17 protein-coding genes and 4 pseudogenes are annotated in these 18,684 nt (G+C 72.5%); 10 read left to right on the forward strand and 11 right to left on the reverse strand.

Features of this window, described 5'->3' with window-relative positions:
- Positions 1–33 precede the first annotated feature (33 nt).
- The 4 genes and pseudogenes from ABD198_RS14815 to ABD198_RS14830 form a co-directional block, all read left to right on the forward strand.
- The gene (locus ABD198_RS14815; protein WP_344001254.1) at positions 34–531 is read left to right on the forward strand and encodes a VOC family protein; all 498 of its coding nucleotides are present in this window, start codon (positions 34–36) and stop codon (positions 529–531) included.
- Positions 532–568: 37 nt separating this feature from the next.
- Positions 569–931, forward strand: coding sequence for a DUF488 domain-containing protein (locus tag ABD198_RS14820; protein ID WP_344001256.1), 363 nt, complete (start codon positions 569–571; stop codon positions 929–931).
- Positions 932–1,171: 240 nt separating this feature from the next.
- The gene (locus ABD198_RS14825; RefSeq protein ID WP_344001258.1) at positions 1,172–1,630 is read left to right on the forward strand and encodes a Crp/Fnr family transcriptional regulator; all 459 of its coding nucleotides are present in this window, start codon (positions 1,172–1,174) and stop codon (positions 1,628–1,630) included.
- A 168-nt stretch (positions 1,631–1,798) separates the two neighbouring features.
- Positions 1,799–2,230: pseudogene (locus ABD198_RS14830) on the forward strand (GTP cyclohydrolase I); the annotation flags it as partial.
- Between the two features lie 57 nt (positions 2,231–2,287).
- Here the strand turns inward: ABD198_RS14830 and ABD198_RS14835 are convergent.
- The 3 genes and pseudogenes from ABD198_RS14835 to ABD198_RS14845 form a co-directional block, all read right to left on the reverse strand.
- Positions 2,288–2,617 (reverse strand): annotated as a pseudogene (locus ABD198_RS14835) (hypothetical protein); the annotation flags it as partial.
- 71 nt (positions 2,618–2,688) lie between these two features.
- Positions 2,689–3,048, reverse strand: coding sequence for a DUF488 domain-containing protein (locus tag ABD198_RS14840; RefSeq protein ID WP_344001260.1), 360 nt, complete (start codon positions 3,046–3,048; stop codon positions 2,689–2,691).
- Positions 3,049–3,252: 204 nt separating this feature from the next.
- On the reverse strand, positions 3,253–4,218 hold the full coding sequence (locus ABD198_RS14845; RefSeq protein ID WP_344001262.1) for a pirin family protein: 966 nt from the start codon (positions 4,216–4,218) through the stop codon (positions 3,253–3,255).
- A 154-nt stretch (positions 4,219–4,372) separates the two neighbouring features.
- Here ABD198_RS14845 and ABD198_RS14850 point away from each other — a divergent pair, with 154 nt between their 5' ends.
- Entirely contained in the window at positions 4,373–4,720 is a 348-nt protein-coding gene (locus ABD198_RS14850) for a tetratricopeptide repeat protein (protein ID WP_344001264.1), read from the forward strand.
- A 215-nt stretch (positions 4,721–4,935) separates the two neighbouring features.
- Here ABD198_RS14850 and ABD198_RS14855 read toward each other — a convergent pair whose 3' ends face one another.
- Positions 4,936–6,333 (reverse strand): PepSY-associated TM helix domain-containing protein, encoded by a 1,398-nt coding sequence (locus ABD198_RS14855; protein ID WP_344001266.1) that lies wholly within the window; start codon positions 6,331–6,333, stop codon positions 4,936–4,938.
- Between the two features lie 150 nt (positions 6,334–6,483).
- Between ABD198_RS14855 and ABD198_RS14860 the strand changes: the two genes are divergently transcribed.
- Both ABD198_RS14860 and ABD198_RS14865 read left to right on the forward strand, forming a co-directional pair.
- A complete protein-coding gene (locus ABD198_RS14860) occupies positions 6,484–7,128 on the forward strand; it encodes a peptide deformylase (protein WP_344001268.1) in 645 nt (214 codons plus the stop codon).
- Positions 7,129–7,386: 258 nt separating this feature from the next.
- Complete coding sequence (locus ABD198_RS14865; protein ID WP_344001269.1) at positions 7,387–8,973, forward strand: ABC-F family ATP-binding cassette domain-containing protein; 1,587 nt, start codon at positions 7,387–7,389, stop codon at positions 8,971–8,973.
- A 223-nt stretch (positions 8,974–9,196) separates the two neighbouring features.
- On the opposite strand, the gene ABD198_RS14870 is transcribed toward ABD198_RS14865, so the two are convergent.
- On the reverse strand, positions 9,197–10,642 hold the full coding sequence (locus ABD198_RS14870) for a dihydrolipoyl dehydrogenase family protein (RefSeq protein ID WP_344001271.1): 1,446 nt from the start codon (positions 10,640–10,642) through the stop codon (positions 9,197–9,199).
- A gap of 118 nt (positions 10,643–10,760) precedes the next feature.
- On the opposite strand from ABD198_RS14870, the gene trxA reads away from it, so the two are divergent.
- Complete coding sequence (gene trxA / locus ABD198_RS14875) at positions 10,761–11,162, forward strand: thioredoxin (protein WP_344001272.1); 402 nt, start codon at positions 10,761–10,763, stop codon at positions 11,160–11,162.
- A gap of 57 nt (positions 11,163–11,219) precedes the next feature.
- Here the strand turns inward: trxA and ABD198_RS14880 are convergent, their stop codons facing one another.
- On the reverse strand, positions 11,220–12,257 hold the full coding sequence (locus ABD198_RS14880; protein WP_344001274.1) for a LacI family DNA-binding transcriptional regulator: 1,038 nt from the start codon (positions 12,255–12,257) through the stop codon (positions 11,220–11,222).
- A 94-nt stretch (positions 12,258–12,351) separates the two neighbouring features.
- Positions 12,352–13,047, reverse strand: a complete 696-nt coding sequence (locus tag ABD198_RS14885; protein WP_344001276.1) for a TetR/AcrR family transcriptional regulator — start codon at positions 13,045–13,047, stop codon at positions 12,352–12,354.
- Between the two features lie 118 nt (positions 13,048–13,165).
- Here ABD198_RS14885 and ABD198_RS14890 point away from each other — a divergent pair, with 118 nt between their 5' ends.
- Positions 13,166–13,729, forward strand: a complete 564-nt coding sequence (locus ABD198_RS14890; RefSeq protein WP_344001278.1) for an NAD(P)H-dependent oxidoreductase — start codon at positions 13,166–13,168, stop codon at positions 13,727–13,729.
- Between the two features lie 33 nt (positions 13,730–13,762).
- Here the strand turns inward: ABD198_RS14890 and ABD198_RS14895 are convergent.
- The 3 genes and pseudogenes from ABD198_RS14895 to ABD198_RS14905 all read right to left on the reverse strand — a co-directional run.
- A pseudogene (locus tag ABD198_RS14895) lies at positions 13,763–13,996 on the reverse strand (XdhC family protein); the annotation flags it as partial.
- Positions 13,989–16,118, reverse strand: coding sequence for a xanthine dehydrogenase family protein molybdopterin-binding subunit (locus tag ABD198_RS14900; RefSeq protein WP_344001280.1), 2,130 nt, complete (start codon positions 16,116–16,118; stop codon positions 13,989–13,991). The pseudogene ABD198_RS14895 and the gene ABD198_RS14900, both read right to left, overlap by 8 nt.
- Positions 16,119–16,407: 289 nt before the next feature.
- A pseudogene (locus tag ABD198_RS14905) lies at positions 16,408–16,644 on the reverse strand (LysR family transcriptional regulator); the annotation flags it as partial.
- 72 nt (positions 16,645–16,716) lie between these two features.
- Here ABD198_RS14905 and ABD198_RS14910 point away from each other — a divergent pair.
- A complete protein-coding gene (locus tag ABD198_RS14910; protein WP_344001282.1) occupies positions 16,717–17,904 on the forward strand; it encodes a CaiB/BaiF CoA transferase family protein in 1,188 nt (395 codons plus the stop codon).
- 50 nt (positions 17,905–17,954) lie between these two features.
- On the opposite strand, the gene ABD198_RS14915 is transcribed toward ABD198_RS14910, so the two are convergent.
- Complete coding sequence (locus ABD198_RS14915; protein ID WP_344001284.1) at positions 17,955–18,617, reverse strand: phosphoribosyltransferase; 663 nt, start codon at positions 18,615–18,617, stop codon at positions 17,955–17,957.
- Between the last annotated feature and the right edge of the window lie 67 nt (positions 18,618–18,684).

Below are 18,684 nucleotides of genomic sequence, written 5' to 3' on the forward strand. Positions count from 1 at the left end.
TCTCGTATCGGGTCGAAGGCGGAAGGGGGCCGTATGGCTTACCCACATGGAGCGGCGTCCTCCGGTCGGCAGCCTGTGCAGCTCCCTGCGAATTCCGAGTCGGCCGGTAGCGGATCGGATGGGCCCGGCCCCCGGCTGGCCTCGGTCGTGGTGTTTGTCCACGACCACGACACATCGGCCGACTTTTACGCGGAGCTGCTGAAAATGGAGGTCACCGTACGCACCGCCAGCGCCGCGCTGCTCGTGAGCCGCAACGGCTTCCAGGTGTATCTACGCTCCGTGGGCCCGAATGCCCTGCATCCCGTGGGCCACGTGGGCGCCCAGTACGTGATCTGGACGGCGGACGGCCCCGAAGACTTCCAGCGGTGCGAGAGCGTACTCAGGGCCCGCTCCGACCGTTTCGACACCAGGGAAGGTGAGGGGTTCACCCTCATCGAAGGCCGGGATCCCAGTGGCCTGCCGGTCCTGGTGGCCTATCCCGGACCGGACGAAGTGGCGCGACTGGAGATCATTTCGCGTTACTACGTGTGACGGCGGAAGAAGCGGAGATTCACCAGGAGGTCCCCCAATGACACACAAGCCAACGGTGCGCGTCCGCCGCGTCTACGACGCACCGGCGCAGACCGACGGCACCAGAGTGCTGGTCGACCGCATCTGGCCCCGGGGCATGACGAAGGAGAAGGCCCACCTCGACGAGTGGTGCCAGCAGATCGCACCCTCCGTAGAGCTACGGAAGTGGTACATCCGCAACCCCGGTCGCTTCGCGGAGTTCAGCCACCGTTACCAGGCCGAACTCCAAGGTCCCGAACGCGCGGACGCGCTGGCGCACCTGCGTGATCTGGCAGAAGATCGAACCCTGACACTGCTCACCGCAACCAAACATCCCGAGACAAGTAAAGCCGAGGTGCTTGCCGGGCTTCTCCGATGCTGACAGCACAGGAGAAGCGCAACCGCACTCTTGCAGCAGGCCCTCAGGGCTCTGCGAGGCGATACGGCGCAGGCACAGACGCACCGCCCATCTGTACGTCTCTCGGGTAGCGCCCCGACGCCGCGACCCCAGGGCCCGAGGAAGGGTTGGGACCTTGCTGGCAGGTTCTTCGCAGCGGCTCCGGTCGCCGCCTCTCCTCGGAAGGAAATGCCAGGCAGACGGTACATCTGAGGGAGGTCCTGGATGGCCACCACGACGAACTTGCTGAGTCTGCTCTCGCCCGCGGACCGCGACCGCTTGCTGAAGTTCGCGGCCGACGTGTCTTTCCCCGCAGGCGCCCGCATCTTCGAGGAGGGCAGCAGGGCCGACCGATTCTGGGTCGTCCTCACCGGATTGGTTGCTCTCGACGTACACGTCCCTGGTCGCCGGGCAGCGACTGTCGACGCCATCGGCCAAGGCGAACTGCTCGGCTGGTCGTGGCTGGTCCCGCCGCACACGTGGCAGCTGGGCGCCGAGGCGCATGGCCCGGTACACGCCCTGGAATTCGACGCGTCAGCGGTGCGCACGCTGATCGACGAGGAGCCGGTCCTTGGGCTGGCGATCACACGTTGCGTCGCTACCGTGGTCGGCAACCGACTTCAGTCCACCCGGACCCGCCTGCTGGATCTCTACGGACCAGCCGGCAGTGGACCGAAGCTCTGACCGGAGACTCGGTGTGCCACCACAGACGCCACAGGAACTCACTCAGCACTCCGGCGCATGCAGAGCGACAATGGAACGAGTCGGCTTCGCGGGATGTTCATCGCATCTTGAGGGCGCATATGAACGAGCGACTCACGCAGATGCACGGGCCCCCCGCCCGTCGTGGGGATGGTCGGCGAGAGCCTGGTACCCGTCACGGACGAGGCCGAGTGGGCGGCCGTGTCTCCGCGGCAGATCGGCCCCGAGGACTGGCAACGGTTCGAGGGATACATAAGTGAGATCTTCGGGGCGCTGGGCCTGGCCATTGGGTCAGAGGCTACCGCGGACACCCCCCGCCGCTTCCTACGTGCCCTCTTCGACGCCACCAGCGGATACGAAGGCGACGAGAAGTTGGTCACCGCCTTCGAAACCGAATGCCACGGAGGGTCGGACTGCCGGATCAGCCAGATCGTCGAGGGACCGATCCCGTTCTTCGCTCTCTGTGAGCACCACGCTTTGCCGTTCTTCGGCAAGGCGTACATCGGGTACATCGCCCACGAGCACATCCTCGGTCTGTCCAAGCTGACCAGGCTGGTGCGGCTGTTCGCCCGCCGCTTCTCGGTACAGGAGCGCATCGGCCGCCAGCTCGCCGAATCGCTGCAGCAGATCCTGCTGCCACAGCGCGAGCAGGGACAACACCTTCACAAGCTCGAGTGCCACGTCATACAGGTGGGCGCGGGCGCGGTGCCGCGCGGGGTCCTCACCAGCGAGTACGGCGTCGGAACACCTGTTCAGGCGTGGGCGGATGACGGCAAGCTGTCCGGCCAGGACGGCCAGGGCTGTCTCCACGAGGTTGAGCGCGCGGAAGACCATCCGGCCGAGGCCGATCGGGATCGTCACGCCCGGAGCCCGACACTTCAACGGCGCGTCCAGGAAGGAGATCGCAAGCACCATCCCGAGCCAGAGAAAGGTGACGGCGACTGCTACAGCCGCCGACGTCGCATTCATTAACCGACCAGCTGGGGAACCGGTGTGCCGACCCGCAGAATCCGACGCGGTCAGAGGCTCGCTGTACCGGGTCAGGTGTCGCTCAGCCATTCCGCGAGTACGGCCGCCTGGCTGTGATCCACGTCCTTAGTGGCAGTGAGGAGCGTGAGCTTGTCGTGGGCGGCGAGGTCACGCAGATGCTCGGCGGCCTGCCGGTGTCCGTCATCCTTCAACTCGGAGAGGTAGCGGCGGCGGAACTCAGCGAACCGGCTGGGCTCGTGGCCGTACCAGCGGCGCAGGTCGGTCGATGGGGCGACATCGCGCAGCCACTCGTCCAGGTGTGCGTCGTCCTTGCGCATACCCCGTGGCCAGACACGGTCGACAAGGACCCGCTTGCCGTCTTTGGGTGAGGCCTCTTCGTAAACTCGGCGGTAGGTGATCTGCTCGGCCATGACGGCACCTTCCAGATCGATCAGTCGTCCGGCCCTCAACCGTGAGCGGCCGGTGCCTGCCCCGCCCAGGGGTGTTGCCGGCTCACCCAGCTTATCGGGGGGAGGCGCCCTTCGCCGAGGGGCGAGCCGGCCGGGCTGTTCCGCGGCCGTTGGACAGACGGTGTGAGGCCGCCTGCGTCAAGCGCACTCAGCCATTTCGGCAGGTCAGCGGACTCTTCCCCGCGGCTTCAGGCGTGTCGGCGGCAGCTCGGGGGCCGGCAGCGGATCCCCGTCGTACCCCTTCACTTCCCCGAACCGTGTCCCTTCCATCCAGTCCCGGCGGGCCTGTGCGATCTCCTCCTGCGACCGTCCGATCCAGTTCCAGAACATGATGAGTTCCTCCTCGAACGGCTCACCGCCGAGCAGCATCAGACCGGCGTCCGACTCGGCGCGCAGCGGGAGTTCGGCGCGGCCGCAGCCGAGGTAGAGCATGGAGCCCGGCAGGACTGGGACGCCGTCGACGTGGGCCTCGCCGGACATGGCGAGGACGGCGTACTCGAAGTCGGCTTCGAGGGGGAGGCGGAGGTCGGCGCCCTGGGTGAGGGCCAGGTCGGCGCCGACGATGGGGGTGTAGGTGGTGCCGGGGGACGTGGCGCCGTCCAGGCTGCCGAGGATCAGGGTGGCCCTCAGGCCCGGTGCCGTGACCACGGGCAGGTCGGCGTGGTGCTCGAAGTGCGGGTCGCTGTGGCGGTGGCTGTCGGGGAGCGCCACCCAGAGCTGGGCGCCGTGCAGGAAGCGGGCATGCTCGCGGGGGCTCTCCTCGGAGTGGCTGATCGCCCGGCCGGAGGTCATCAGGCCCAGTTCCCGCGGGCGGATCAGCTGGAGGCTGCCGGTGGAGTCGCGGTGCAGCACCTCGCCCTCGTGCAGCCAGCTCACGGTCTGCAGGCCCATGTGGGGATGCGGGGGCACCTGCATGCCGGGCTCGTCGGCGATGTCGTCGGGGCCGTAGTGGTCGACGAAGCACCAGGCGCCGATCATGCGCCGGCCGAGGTTCGGCAGCAGCCGCCGTACCTCGGTGGACTCGCCGAGCCGGACGTGCCGGGGGCTGAGGAGTTCCCGCACCGGTTCGGCGACCACGAAACCCCGCCCGCCGCACACGGAGGGGACCGCCTCGCGCTCAAGGTTGCTCATGCCGGACAACCTAGCCGCGGGGCGTGCGATGCGTCAGTCCGTCGCAGCGGGATCGGCCCGATCGGGGGCGAGACGCCCTCCGGATGCCTCGCCGGCAGGGGCAGTGGAATAGCGGATCGCTTCCGTCCGTTGCGGGCCTTCGAGGAGGTCACGAGTGGACACCACGTACTACGACCACGGAACGCCCGCCGAGCGCTGGGAGCGCGCCGGGATGTTCTTCGACGCCAAGGACTACGCCGCCGCCGCGCGTGTCCTGGAGGGGCTGGTCGAGGAGGTGCCGGAGCAGACCGGGCCGCGGCTGCTGCTGGCCCGCGCCTACTACCACTCTGCCCAACTGCGCCGCGCGGAGGCGGAGCTGAGGACCATCGTCGAGCGTGACCCGGTGGAGCACTACGCCCGGCTGATGCTCGGCCGGACCCTCCAGCGGCAGGGGCGGCACCAGGAGGCCGCGTCCCATCTGCGGATCGCCTCGGCGTTCGAGGGGCGGTTCGATGAGGACTGACGGGGATTGACGGAGACTGACCAAGGGTGATGTGGGCTGACCGAGACCGACGTGCCTGGGCAGGGCCGGGGCGGGTTCCTCGTCACAGGTCTTGGTCAGGGACCTGTGACGAGGAACGCCGGGGGCGGACGACCGGACGTCGGCGGTCCGCCCAGGGACAGTGCCCGGCTCCCCCCTGTGGAGCCGGGCACCGGTGTCGGAGGGGTCGGTCCGGCCTAGTCGGTTGGGGCTGAGGCCCGCCGGGTCCGCCGGTGGGCGAGCTCGCCGAGCAGGATGTCGACGGCGAGGAACGCGGCCAGCGGGATGCCGAGCAGGGGCATGAAGTAGCCGAGGACGGCAATCGCGGCGAGGGCGGGGACGACGACGTACGGCGGGACCTGCTGCCAGGCGCCGCGCGGGACGGGGCGGCCGAAGGCCCGGCCGCGGCCGCGCTGCCACCACATGCGGTAGCCCCAGAGGATCAGCAGGATCAGGGCGGCGGCCAGCAGCATCAGCGCCAGCTGGTTGGGCAGGCCGAAGAGGGTGCCGGTGTGCAGGTCGATGCCCCAGCGGGTGAGCTTGGCGAGCACGGGGTAGTCGGCGAAGCGCAGCACCTCGGTGACCTCGCCGGTGGCCGGGTCGACGGCCACGGCATCCTGCTCGGTGGGCCAGGAACGCCCCACCTGCTTGACGACGTACGCGGACCCGGCGTCGGCGGGCGGGACGATCTCCACGGGGTCGCCGAGGTCCTTCGCGCGTGCGGCCGCGAGGACCTGATCGAGCCCCACGCCGTGGGCGGCATCGCCCGCCGCCCCGCCGGCGGTGTCGTGGCCGGCGTGCTCTCCGCTCGCCGTCGCGGACACCGAGGGGGTCTCCTGGCCGAGGGCGGCACGCAGCTCGCCGATGGAGGCACCGGCGTACGTGGACCAGGTCAGTCCGGTCGCCGAGAGGAAGACGAATCCGGCGGCGGTCCACAGGCCGAGGCTGCCGTGCAGGGCGAGCGTGCGGCGCCGGCCGGTGGTGCCGCGTACCTTGCGCAGGGCGCGGCGCCGGAAGAGCCACAGCACGACGCCGCCGCACGCGACGACCCACAGCCAGCTGGCGGCCAACTCGCTGCAGAGGCGGCCGGTCTCGCCCAGGTGCAGGTCGCGGTGGAGCTCGGAGATCCAGGTGCGCAGGGGCAGCGCGCCGGTGGAGCCGTACTGTTCGAGGGCGCCGCGCACCTCGGCGGTGTACGGGTCGACGAACACGGCGAGGGTGTGGTCGGGGTCCACGCCCGGTACGCCGGACAGCAGCACCCTGGTCGTCGCGTCGGCCTCGGGCGAGGGGCGTACGGCGGAGACGGTGCCCTCGGGGTGCGCCTCGCGGGCGGCGGCCACCTGCTCGGACACGGGCAGCTTGCGGTCGCCGACGGGGACGGTCAGCTCATGGTCGTAGACGATCTTCTCGGCCTGGAAGGAGGCCGCGTACAGCAGACCGGTGAGGGCGGCGACGAGCAGGAAGGGTGCCACCAGGACGCCCGCGTAGAAGTGCAGGCGCAGCAGCAGCGGGCGCAGGGCGGCCCAGCCGCTTCGTCGCGGTGGCGTGGCGGCGGTTCGGGGAGCCTCGTCCTCGGTGATCGGGGCGGTGGTCATCGGTGGGGGCCTCCGTGGCGTGTGTCCGGCCTGGCGATGCGGTAGCGATGCAGTAGTCGGGGCGGAGGGGCGTGGAGTTCCCGCGCAGTGCGAGTGACCTGTGCCACGTGGGGCGGTGGGGGTTCGGTCGGGGCATGGCATGCTGGCGCGATGGGACACGCCGAACGTCAGGGAACGATCGCCGCCCAGGTGGAGGAACTTCTCGCCGTCCCCGGCCCGTTGACGATCGTCGCCGCCGGTGATCCGGTGCTGCGGCGCGGCGCCGAGCCGTTCGACGGGCAGCTGGATCCCGGTCTGCTGGCCCGTTTCGTCGAGGCGCTGCGCCTCACCATGCACGAGGCGCCGGGGGTGGGGCTGGCCGCGCCGCAGGTGGGCGTTCCGCTGCGGATCGCGGTGATGGAGGATCCGGCTCCGGTCCCGGAGGAGGTGCGCCGGGCGCGGGGGCGGACGCCGCAGCCGTTCCGGGTGCTGATCAATCCGGCGTACGAGCCGGCCGGCCCGGAACGGGTCGCGTTCTACGAGGGCTGTCTGAGCGTGCCCGGCTATCAGGCGGTGGTCGCGCGTCCGGCCGCGGTGCGGCTGAGGGGGCAGGACGAGCACGGCCGGTCCTTCGACGAGGTCTTCACCGGCTGGCCTGCACGGATCGTGCAGCACGAGACGGACCACCTCGACGGCATCCTCTACCTCGACCGTGCCGAACTGCGCTCGCTGGCCTCGCAGCAGGCGCTGGCGGAACGCTGGTCGCAGCCGACTGCCGAGGAGGCGGCGCGGGCCCTGGGGTTCGAACTGCCGTAGTCCGGAGGTCTGCAGACGGCCCGCCGGTGTCGCCCGCCCGTGTCGCCCGCCGGCGGTCCGGTGACTGCGACTGCGAAGGCCTCTGAAACGGCGGGGCGCGCGGAAGAACTCTGCCGACCGGGGCCCGCGGAAAAATTCGGCTGCGCCCGGCCCACCGCCCCGGTTACCTTGGCCGCATGTCTACGCCCCGAATTTCTTAGCTGAGGACCCGCTTTCACGTCACCCGTGTGTCCTCTTGCTTGTTCGGAGCGTCGTCTCATGATCACCGTTCGTGATGTCGACGTGCGCGTGGGCGCGCGTCTGCTGCTGTCCGGCGTTTCCTTCCACGTCTCCCCCGGCGACCGCGTCGGCCTGGTGGGACGCAACGGCGCCGGCAAGACCACCTTGCTGAACGTCCTGGCCGGGGCCCTGCGGCCCGCCTCCGGGACCGTCACGCGCGTCGGCGGCATCGGTCACCTGCCGCAGGACTCCCGTGCCGCGGACCAGTCGGTCACCGTCGCCGAGCGCATCCTGTCCGCGCGCGGACTCGACCGTGCCGTACGGGCGTTGCGCCGGGCCGAGGAGGCGATGGCGGACGGCACCGAGCGGTCGATGAAGGCGTATGTGCGCGCCGAGGCCGACTTCCAGGCGCGCGGCGGGTATGCGGCGGAGGCCGAGGCCGCCCGGGTCGCGGCCGGTGTCGGACTGTCGTCAGCGCTGATGGAGCGGCAGCTCGCCGCGCTCTCCGGCGGTCAGCGCCGGCGGGTGGAACTGGCCCGGATCCTGTTCGCGGGCCACGACACGCTGCTGCTGGACGAGCCGGCCAACCACCTGGACACGGACGCGGTCGACTGGCTGCGCGGCTTTCTGACGAGCTTCCGGGGCGGGCTGGTGATGATCAGTCACGACACATCCCTGCTCGCCGACACGGTGAACCGGGTCTTCCATCTCGATCCGCAGCGCGCCGCGCTGGACGTCCACAACACCGGCTGGGACACGTATCTGGCCCGGCAGGAGGCGGACGAGCGGCGGCGCAGGCGGGAGCGGGCCAACGCCGAGCGCAAGGCGGCCTCGCTGCACGCCCAGGCGGACCGGATGCGGGCCCGGGTGTCGACCGCGGTGGCCGCGCGCAACATGGCCCGCCGCGCCGACCGTCTGCTGGCCGAGCTGGAACCGGAGCGGCGCAAGGAGCGGACGGCGCGGATCCGGCTGCCCGAGCCGGCGCCCTGCGGGCGGATCCCGCTCGGTGCGGTGAGCCTCGCCAAGGCGTACGGCGGGCAGCGGGTCCTGCGCGGTGTCGATCTGGCCGTGGACCGGGGCAGCCGGCTGGTGGTGCTGGGGCCCAACGGGGCCGGTAAGACGACCCTGTTGCGCATCCTGGCGGGCCGCGACCTGCCGGACGAGGGCAGGGTGGTGCACGGGCACGGGCTGCGGCTGGGCTACTTCGCCCAGGAGCACGACACCCTGCGCCCCGACCTGACCGTGCGCCGGCAGCTGGCGTCGGTGGCTCCGCATCTGACGGACGGTGAAGTGCGGGGCGTGCTGGGGTCGTTCCTGTTCTCGGGCGACGACGCGGACAAGCCGGTCGGCGTGCTCTCCGGCGGCGAGAAGACCCGGCTCGCGCTGGCCGGGCTGGTGCACTCGGGGGCGAACGTGCTGCTGCTCGACGAGCCCACGAACAACCTCGATCCGGCGTCCCGGGAAGAGGTGCTGGCGGCGGTGGGCACCTATCCGGGCGCGATCGTCATGGTGACCCACGACGAGGGGGCCGTCACGGCCCTGCGCCCCGACCGGGTACTGCTGCTGCCGGAGGCGGAGGAGGACCTGTGGAGCGAGGACTACCTGGAGCTGGTGGCCTCCGCATGAGGGGGTACGGGTGGCCCTCGTATGAGCGGGGTACGGGCGGCCTCCGCATGAACCGGGAGGCGGTGACCGCCGGCTGAACCGGGGGCTGGTGGCTGGTGGCTGCCGCCTGGGCCGGGAGACGGGGGTTGTCGGCCGGGCCGCGAGCCGGTGACCTCCGCCCGGTCGGGCGCCGGAGGCGGCCGGCCGAGCCACCAACCGCTGGCCCGCCCGTGCCGGCGGCACGTCAGCTGTCGCGGTACGCCTCCAGCAGGCGGAGCCAGACCTCGCTGATCGTCGGGTAGGAGGGGACCGCGTGCCACAGGCGGGGCACTGGGACCCGGGCGGTGACCGCGATGGTCGCCGAGTGGATGAGTTCGCCGACGCCGGGGCCGACGAAGGTGACTCCGCGCAGGATCTCCTCCTCCACGTCGACGACCATCCGGGCGCGGCCCCGGTAGCCGTCGGCGTAGAGGCCGGCCCCGGCGACGGTGGCGAGGTCGACGTCGACGGCGCGGACGCGGTGGCCGGCCTGCTCCGCCTCGGCGAGGGAGAGGCCGACGGCCGCCGCCTCGGGGTCGGTGAAGACGACCTGGGGGACGGCGGCGCCGTCCGCGGTCGCGACATGCGCGCCCCAGGGGTCGGTCGCCACGGGTTCGCCCGCGGCGCGGGCGGCGATCGCGGCGCCCGCGACACGGGCCTGGTACTTGCCCTGGTGGGTGAGCAGGGCACGGCGGTTGACGTCGCCCACGGCGTAGAGCCAGTCGTGGCCGGTCACCCGGAGGCTGTCGTCCACGGGGAGCCAGGAGCCCGGCTCGAGGCCGATCGTCTCGAGCCCGATGTCGTCGGTGCGCGGGGCGCGGCCGGTGGCGAAGAGGATCTCGTCGGCCTCGATGCGGTCGCCCTTGCCGGTGACCACCATGAGCGTGCCGTTCTCGCGGCTCACCGAGGTCACCGAGGTGCCGGTGCGGATGTCGGCGCCGGCCTCGGCGAGCGCCTCGGCGACCAGTTCCCCGGCGAACGGCTCCATGCGGGACAGCAGGCCGCCGCCGCGGACGAGGAGGGTGACGCGGGAGCCGAGGGCCTGCCAGGCGGTGGCCATCTCGGTGGCGACCACGCCGCCGCCGACCACGACGAGCCGGCCGGGTGCCGCCTTGGCGCTGGTGGCCTCCCGGCTGGTCCACGGTTCGATCTCGTCGAGTCCGGGCAGGTCGGGCAGCTGGGCGCGGCTGCCGGTGCAGACGGCGACGGCATGGCGGGCGGTGAGGACGTGCCGGCTGCCGTCGGAGCCGGTGACGGTCACCGTGCGCTCTCCGGTGATCCGCCCGTGCCCCCGGTACAGGTCGGCGCCGATGCTCTCCAGCCAGGAGACCTGTCCGGCGTCGTCCCAGCCGGAGGTCTCGTAGTCCCGGTGGGCCAGGACATCGGCGGTGTCGAGGGGGCCCTGCACGGATCGGCGCAGGCCGGGGACGCGGCGCGCGTCGGCGCGGGCGATGACCGGGCGCAGCAGGCTCTTGCTGGGCATGCACGCCCAGTAGGAGCATTCGCCGCCGACCAGTTCACTCTCCACGACGGCGGTGGTGAGGCCGGCCGCGCGGGTGCGGTCGGCGACGTTCTCCCCCACGGGTCCGGCCCCGAGCACCACGACGTCGTAGGCGATGGGTGCGTTGTGCGTCGATTGCGATTCCGTCATGGCGTCAGTCTGGTGGGTGGTGTGCGCGGTGGCCACATGGGTAGGGGCGCGGAATACGTGACCGGCCGGCCGTGTTGTGCCGACGGCTCGACCCGACACCAGGAAGAGAGACCACGCCATGAGCAGCACCGTTGAGCTCACCAAGGAGAACTTCGACCAGATGGTCACGGACAACGAGTTCGTGCTGATCGACTTCTGGGCGGAGTGGTGCGGGCCGTGCCGGCAGTTCGCCCCGGTCTACGAGAAGGCCGCGGAGGAGAACCCCGATCTGGTGTTCGGCAAGGTGGACACGGAGGCGCAGCCGGAGCTGGCCGCGGCCTTCGGGATCCAGTCGATCCCCACGCTGATGATCGTCCGGGATCAGGTCGCGGTGTTCGCCCAGCCGGGTGCCCTTCCGGAGGCGGCGCTGACCGATGTCATCGGGCAGGCGCGCAAGCTGGACATGGACGAGGTCCGCCGGCAGATCGCCGAGCAGCAGGCACAGCAGGGCCAGGCTCAGGCGCCGGGCCAGGGCGCCTGAGTTTCGCCGGACCACCTCGGCTGACGGGTTGCGGGCACTCCGGCCCGCGGGGTCGCGTCAGCTGGACTCGCGCTGCACCACCGTCGCGCCGAGCACCTTGTGTGCCTCGGGCGCGGCGGCCGGGTCGCGCACGGCGCGGTCGACCAGTTCGGCCAGCTCGCAGCCGGAGGGCAGTTCCAGGTGGACGGTGCTCAGCCGGGGCCGCAGCAGCCGGCCGAGCACCAGGTTGTCGGCGCCCACCACGGCGGTCTCCTCGGGGATGCGGATGCCCTCGTCGAGCAGGGCACGCATCAGCAGCATGGCGTACTCGTCGTTGTAGGTGAACACGGCGTCCAGGCCGAGGTCGCGCCAGCGGGCGGCGAGCCGGGCGGCGGCCTCCTCGTCGTAGGCGAGGGGCAGTTCGGTGACCTCGGCGTCGGTGCCGTGCAGCGCCTCGCGCACCCCGGCGAGGCGGGGCGCGGAGAACGCCTCCAGGCCCCGGTCGCGGGGGACGACGACGCCGATGCGGCGCCTGCCGCGGTCGAAGAGGTGGGCGCCTGCGCTGTGGCCGACGACCTCGTGGTCCAGCAGGAGGGCGTGGGCGCCCTCGACGGACTCCGGGCCCAGGGTGATCACCGCCCGGGCGCCGGAGCGCTTGAGCACCGCGACTCCGCTCGGCCCGAGACCGGAGCCGGGCACGAGGACGGCCACGGGCCGCAGTTCCGCCCAGGCGCGGGCGGCCTCGTCGTCGTGACCGCCGGTGGTGCCGAACTGCACGACGGTGTAGTCGAGCCGGCCCAGCGCCTCCTGCAGTTCGGTGATGAACCTGCTGTACAGGGGGCCGACCGGGAAGGCGGGGGCGGGCATCAGGACCGTACGGCTTTGCCCCGCGCGCAGGCTGCGCGCCGCGGCGTGCGGGACGTATCCGAGCTCGCGGGCGGCCTCGCGGACCCGGCGGCGGGTGGGCTCGCTGATCCGGACGGCACCGGCGTTGTTCAGGACGTAGGAGACGGTCGCGCGCGAGACGCCGGCCAGGCGGGCCACATCGGCGCTCGTGGGGACCGGGCGCGTCGGTGCGGGGGACGAAGGGGCGGACTGTTTCGGTATCTGCACCATGACGTACCGCATCTAAGCAGAAGCCCGAACGGCGCCTTCAGCCGGGGGAGTTGAGCGACGCGGTCGTCAGATCCAGGAGGGCCGCCGCAAGGGGTCAGCCGGCCCCGTCCGCCACCCGGTCGGCCCCGTCCGCGCCCCGCTCGGTCCCTCCCGTCACCCGGTCGACCAGGTCCACCCAGGCCTCCTCCAGGCGGCTGAGCGGCATGCCGCACTGCCGGGTGAGGTGGTGGACCAGCGCGGGGTCCAGCGGCGCCATCAGGGTGTGCGCCAGCAGCTCGGAGTCCGCGTCCGGCACGGCCTCGCGCAGCAGCAGCGTCACATGGTGGCGCAGCACCCTGCGCGGCGGTGCGGTGAAGCGGCGGTCCGCGGCGGGCTCGGCCGCCAGTTGCAGTTCGAGCTCCTCCGAGGTGCGGCGCAGCATGGCGAGGCCGAAGGCGCGCAGGCGCTCCACCGGAGGCGCGCCGGGCCCCAGCGGCGGCGGGCCGCTGAGGAAGGCGGCCTGGAACTTGCGCTCGGAGTGGTCGAGCAGGGCCGACAGCAGTCCGGTCCGGTCGCCGAAGCGGCGGAAGACGGTCCCCTTGCCCACGTTGGCCTCGGCGGCGACGGCGTCCATGGTGAGGCAGTCCGCGCCGCGCTCGGCCACGAGGCGGGCGGCGGCCTCCAGCAGACGTGCCCGGTTGCGTGCGGCGTCGGCGCGCAGGCAGGGGTCGGGCTCCGCACCGAGCTGGAGCAGTTCCTGCGACTCGACGGGCTCCGGCGACGTCGGAGTGGGCGGCTGAACGGCGGACATGAAGCCAGCGTAAAGCATCGGAATGAAACTGGACCGTGGTCCGGTTAGAGTGCTACAAGAGAAGCGGACCTCGGTCCGGTTTGTTAAGGGCTTGTTTCACACCCCCCAGGAGATCTTCATGTCCGTTCGCATCCTCGCCCTCGTCGGCAGCCTCCGCGCCGGCTCGCACAACCGCCAGCTCGCCGAGGCGGCCGTCAAGCTCGCGCCGGAGGGCACCAGCGTCGACGTCTACGAGGGGCTGGCCGACATCCCCTTCTACAACGAGGACATCGACGTCGAGGGCAGCGTCCCGGCCGCCGCGGTGAAGCTGCGCGAGGCCGCCGGCAGCGCCGACGCGCTGCTGCTGTTCACGCCCGAGTACAACGGCACCATCCCGGCCGTGCTGAAGAACGCCATCGACTGGCTGTCGCGTCCCTATGGCGCCGGTGCGCTCAGCGGCAAGCCGGTCGCCGTGGTCGGCACCGCCTTCGGCCAGTACGGCGGCGCCTGGGCGCAGGACGAGACCCGCAAGGCGGTCGGCATCGCCGGCGCGAAGGTGCTCGAGGACATCAAGCTCTCCATCCCGGGCTCCATGACGCGCTTCGCCGAGACCCACCCGGCCGAGGACACCGAGGTGGCGGAGCAGCTGACCGAGGTCGTCGCCCGTATCCAGGGCCACGCGGCGGCGCCGACGGCGGCCTGAGCCGCACCGGAGCGGCTCACCCGGGGCCGGTCGCCCGAAGCGTTCGAGCACCGGGACACCGTCCTGGAGCGCCTGCAGACACAGGTCGTACACCGCCCCCTCGACGCAGCCGCCGGACACCGAGCCGATCACCGTGCCGTCCGCGTCGACGGCGAGCGCGGCGCCGGGGCCGCGCGGGGCGCTGCCGCTGACGTCGACGACGGTGGCCGCCGCGAAGCGACGGCCACCGTCCAGCCAGGCGCTCAGCTCACCGGCGATGTCAAGCATCCGGTGCTCCCGCCGCGATCACCCGGTCCGGGCGGATCGGCAGGTGGCGGTGGCGTACGCCCGTGGCGTGCCAGACCGCGTTGGCGACGGCCGCCGCGGCGCCGACGATGCCGATCTCGCCGATGCCCTTGATGCCGACCGGGTCCTCCGGGTCCGGGTCGTCCACCCAGTCCGCCTCGATCGCCGGCACATCGGCGTGCGAGGCGATGTGGTAGCCGGCCAGGTCGCCGCCGTACAGGCCGCCGAAGGCGCGGTCGCGGACCCCTTCCTCGTGCAGGGCCATGGACAGGCCCCAGGTCATGCCGCCGACGAGCTGGCTGCGGGCGGTGAGCGGGTTGACGATGCGGCCCGCGGCGAAGATGCCGAGCATGCGGCGCACCCGCACCTCGCCGGTGGCGGGGTCGACGGCGACCTCGGCGAACTGCGCGCCGAAGGAGTGCCGTTCCTTCTGGGACAGGGTGCCGAGCGCCTCGGTGGTGTCGGCGCGCACGGTGATGCCCTCCGCCGGGATGTCCGGGGCGAGGGCCAGCCGCTCGCGCAGCTCCTCGGCGGCCGCCATGACCGCCCAGGACCAGGAGCGGGTGCCGGTGGAGCCGCCGGCGATCATCGCCGGTCCGAAGGCGCTGTCGCCGATGCGCACCCGCACCCGGTCCGGTGTCGTTTTCAGGGCGTCGGCGGCGACCAGGGTGAGGGCGGTACGGGCCCCGGTGCCGATGTCGGCGGCGGCGATGCGCACAGTGAAGGTGCCGTCGGGTTCGGCGGTCAGGGTCGCCGTGGACGGTCCCGCTCCGGCGCCGAAGGACGCGGCGGCGGTGCCGGTGCCGAGCAGCCAGCGGCCCTCCCGCCGGACGCCGGGGCGCGGGTCGCGGCCGGCCCAGCCGAACCGGCGGGCGCCCTCGCGGAAGCAGGCGGCGAGATTGCGCCCGGCGAACGGCAGCCCGGAGACCGGGCCGCGCTCGGGGTCGTTGCGCAGCCGCAGCTCGATCGGGTCGAGGCCCAGCTTTTCGGCGAGTTCGTCGAGCGCCGACTCCAGGGCGAAGGAGCCCGGCGCCTCACCCGGGGCGCGCATCCAGGTCGGCGACGGCAAGTCGAGGCGCACCATCTCCATGGCCGTGCGGTGCGCGTCCGCGTCGTACATCACCCGAGCCGGGATGGCGGCGGGTTCGAGGAACTCGTGCACGGTGGAGGTGCGGTTCAGCGAGCGGTGCTCCAGCGCGCGCAGCCGTCCGTCGGCGTCGGCGCCGAGCCGGACCCGCTGGACGGTGGGGCTGCGGTGGCCGGTGAGGCTGAACATCTGACGCCTGGTCAGCACCACGCGCACCGGCCGGTCCAGTACGCGGGCGGCCATCGCGGCGGCGACCTGGTGGGCGCGCAGGCCCTTGCTGCCGAATCCGCCGCCGATGTGCTCGGAGCGCACCCGGATGTCGGCGGGGTCGAGCGCGAACAGGCCGGCGAGTTCGCGCTGCACCCAGGTGGTGCCCTGGTTGGAGTCGAGGAGGTCGAGCCGGCCGTCCTCCCAGCGCGCGGTCGCCGCGTGCGGCTCCATCATCGCGTGGTGTTCCTCGGGAGTGGTGTACTCGGCGTCCACGACGGCGGCGGAGGCGGCGAGTTCGGCCTCCAGGTCGCCCTTCTCCGTCACCCCGGGCATGTGGTCGTCCACCGTGCAGGCGTCCGGCCGGTCCGCGGTGAGCGCGATGTCGTGCGGCTCCTCGTCGTAGGTCACGGTGAGCGACTCGGCGGCCTCGCGGGCCTGTTCGGGCGTCTCGGCGACGACCAGGGCGACGGGCCAGCCCGCGTGCGGCACCCGGTCGTGCTGGAAGACGGCCGCGGTCTGGTCGGGACGGCCGAACAGCCCCTCGAAGTCGGTGTTCAGCCGGGGTGCGTTGCCGTGGTGCAGGACGGCGAGGACGCCGGGCATCGCCAGGACGGGCCCGGTCTCGATGGAACGGATGCGGCCGCGGGCCACGCGGGAGACGACCAGCCAGCCGTGGGCGAGACCCGGGAGCGGGAACTCGGCGGCGTAGCGGGCGGCTCCGGTGACCTTCTCCAGGCCCTCCACGCGGGGATGGGCGGTGCCGACCGCGCCGGCCGCCGCGGCGGGGCGAAGGGTCGTGGTGGTCATCGGGCGGCCTCCTGGGCGCCGAACAGCACACCTAGGGACCGCGGAGGCTGCGGCGCGGGCCGCGGGGCAGCCGGGGGCTTCGAGGGCAGGACAACGCGACGCCCATGAGGCGGGCGAACGGCACAGCTCCCCCTGGCCAGACCGATGACGCGCCACGCCCGCGACAGGTCCCCGGTGCCCGCCAACCGACCGGCAGCGCGAGGCCCTTGGGGCGGGCGCGGAGCGCGATGAACAAGGCCACCGCCGTCTGATCAGGCCATCGCCGTCTGCTCACGCCCCCGCAGGCCGTTCAGGCCACCGCCGTCGGCGCCAGTTCCCGGAGTTCCTTCAGGGCGGCTCGGACCGCCGGGCGGGCGTGGCCGCCGCCGCGGGTGGCGGTCAGCAGCTTGCGGTGGGGATGGCCGGAGCAGCGGACACGGGTGATCGGGAGGTGCGGCGTGAGGTGCGCCAGGCGTGGGATCAGGGCCACGCCGAGGCCGTTGGCGACCAGATGCGCGGTGACGTTCCAGTCGAGGGCGGCGTTGACAGGCGGCGGAGCACACCCGTACTAATCGAAACTGTCGGGACGGATGATCCCGCCGGGAGCGGAGGCACGGGCGTGCGGAAACATCCCCTGTCGGGGGTCACGGTGGTCAGTCTGGAGCAGGCCGTGGCCGCGCCCTACGCCACCCGGCAGCTCGCCGACCTCGGCGCCCGGGTGATCAAGGTGGAGCGGCCCGGCGAGGGCGACTTCGCCCGGCACTACGACACCACCGTGCACGGGCAGTCCAGCTATTTCGTCTGGATCAACCGCTCCAAGGAGTCCCTCACCCTCAATCTCAAGGACCCGCGCGGCCTGGAGATCCTGCACAGCCTGCTCGAGGGCGCGGACGTCTTCGTGCAGAACCTGGCGCCGGGCGCCGCCGACCGCCTGGGCCTGAGCACGGAGGAGCTGACCCGGCGCTACCCGCGGCTGATCCCGTGCACCATCTCCGGCTACGGCACCACCGGCCCGTGGGCCGACCGCAAGGCGTACGACATGCTGGTGCAGTGCCAGACCGGGCTGGTGTCGCTCACCGGCACGCCCGAGGGCACCGCCCGCACCGGCATCTCCGTGGCCGACATCGCCGCCGCGATGTACGCCTACAGCGGGATCCTGACCGCCCTCTACACCCGCGCCACCACCGGCCAGGCGCACCCGGTGGAGGTGTCCCTGTTCGAGGCGCTCGGCGAGTGGATGGGCCAGCCCGCCTACTACACCCGCTACGGCGGCAGCCAGCCGCCACGCCTGGGCACCCAGCACGCCACCATCGCCCCCTACGGCACCTACCGCGCGGCCGACGGCCGGGAGGTGCTGTTCTCCATCCAGAACGAGCGCGAGTGGGCTGCGCTGTGCACCGAGTTCCTGGGCCGCCCCGACCTGACGGACGATCCGCGCTTCGCCACCAGCTCCGCCCGGGTCGCCCACCGCGAGGAGCTGAACGCCGTCATCGCCGAGCGCTTCGCCCGCTCGGACGCCGACGAGCTGCTGAAGGACCTGGAGTCCATCGGCATCGCCTGCGCCGGCGTCAACGACATGCCCGCCTTCCTCGACCACCCGGTCCTCGCCGCCCGCGACCGCTGGAGCGAGGTGGAAGTGCCCGGCGGCACGACCGTCGAGGCCCTCCTCCCGCCCGCCGACCTCGCGGGACTGCCCCCGCGCATGGACCCGGTACCTGCCGTCGGCGAGCACACCGACGCGATCCTCACGGAACTGGGCCACTCCCCCGCCGCCATCGAGGCCCTCCGCGCCGACGCGGTGATCTGAAAGACCCCAAGGTGATCTGGCAGACCCCGAGCGGCACCTGCCGCCCCGGCTCACCGGCCTCCGGCGCCCTCGGCGCGCTCCTGCAGCGCGGCCAGCACGTCCTCGTCCGTCAGCTGCTCGAAGTCGTCGTACCACTGCCCGACGGCCATGAACCCGGCCGGCTCGGACAGGCACACCACCTCGTCGGCCTCCCTCCGCATCAGCGCGGCACCCTCCGGCGAGGCGACCGGCACCGCGAAGATCAGCCGGGCCGGGCCCTTCCGCCGCACCGAACGCAGGGCGGCCCGGGCCGTCGAACCGGTGGCCAGACCGTCGTCCACCACGATCACCGTCCGGCCCGCGAGCTCCGGCGCGGGACGCCCCTGGCGGTACAGTGCCTCGCGCCGGCGCAGCTCGGCGCGCTCCCGCTCCACCGCCGGTTCCAGATCCGCCTCGCTCAGCCCCAGCCGGTACAGGGCCTCCCGGTCGAACAGCGGAACCTCGTCACCGGCCATGGCGCCGACCCCGTACTCCTCGTGGAAGGGCGCCCCGATCTTCCGCACCACCAGCACATCCAGCGGCGCCCCGAACGCCCGCGCCACCTCCTGCCCCACGGCGACCCCACCGCGAGGCAGAGCGAGGACGACCACATCGGACCACCCCCCTTCCTCCCCCAGCCCACGCAGCCGCTCGGCCAGCTCACGCCCGGCCTGCCGACGATCCCGGAAGCGCATCTCCGCCCCTCCTCCCTCTCCCCGCCAGCAGCTCTCCGCTCCCCGCGTACCCCTCTGCCGGTGCCCG

Origin of the sequence: Streptomyces thermocarboxydovorans, from assembly GCF_039524635.1 — a bacterium.
Taxonomy (GTDB): domain Bacteria; phylum Actinomycetota; class Actinomycetes; order Streptomycetales; family Streptomycetaceae; genus Streptomyces; species Streptomyces thermocarboxydovorans.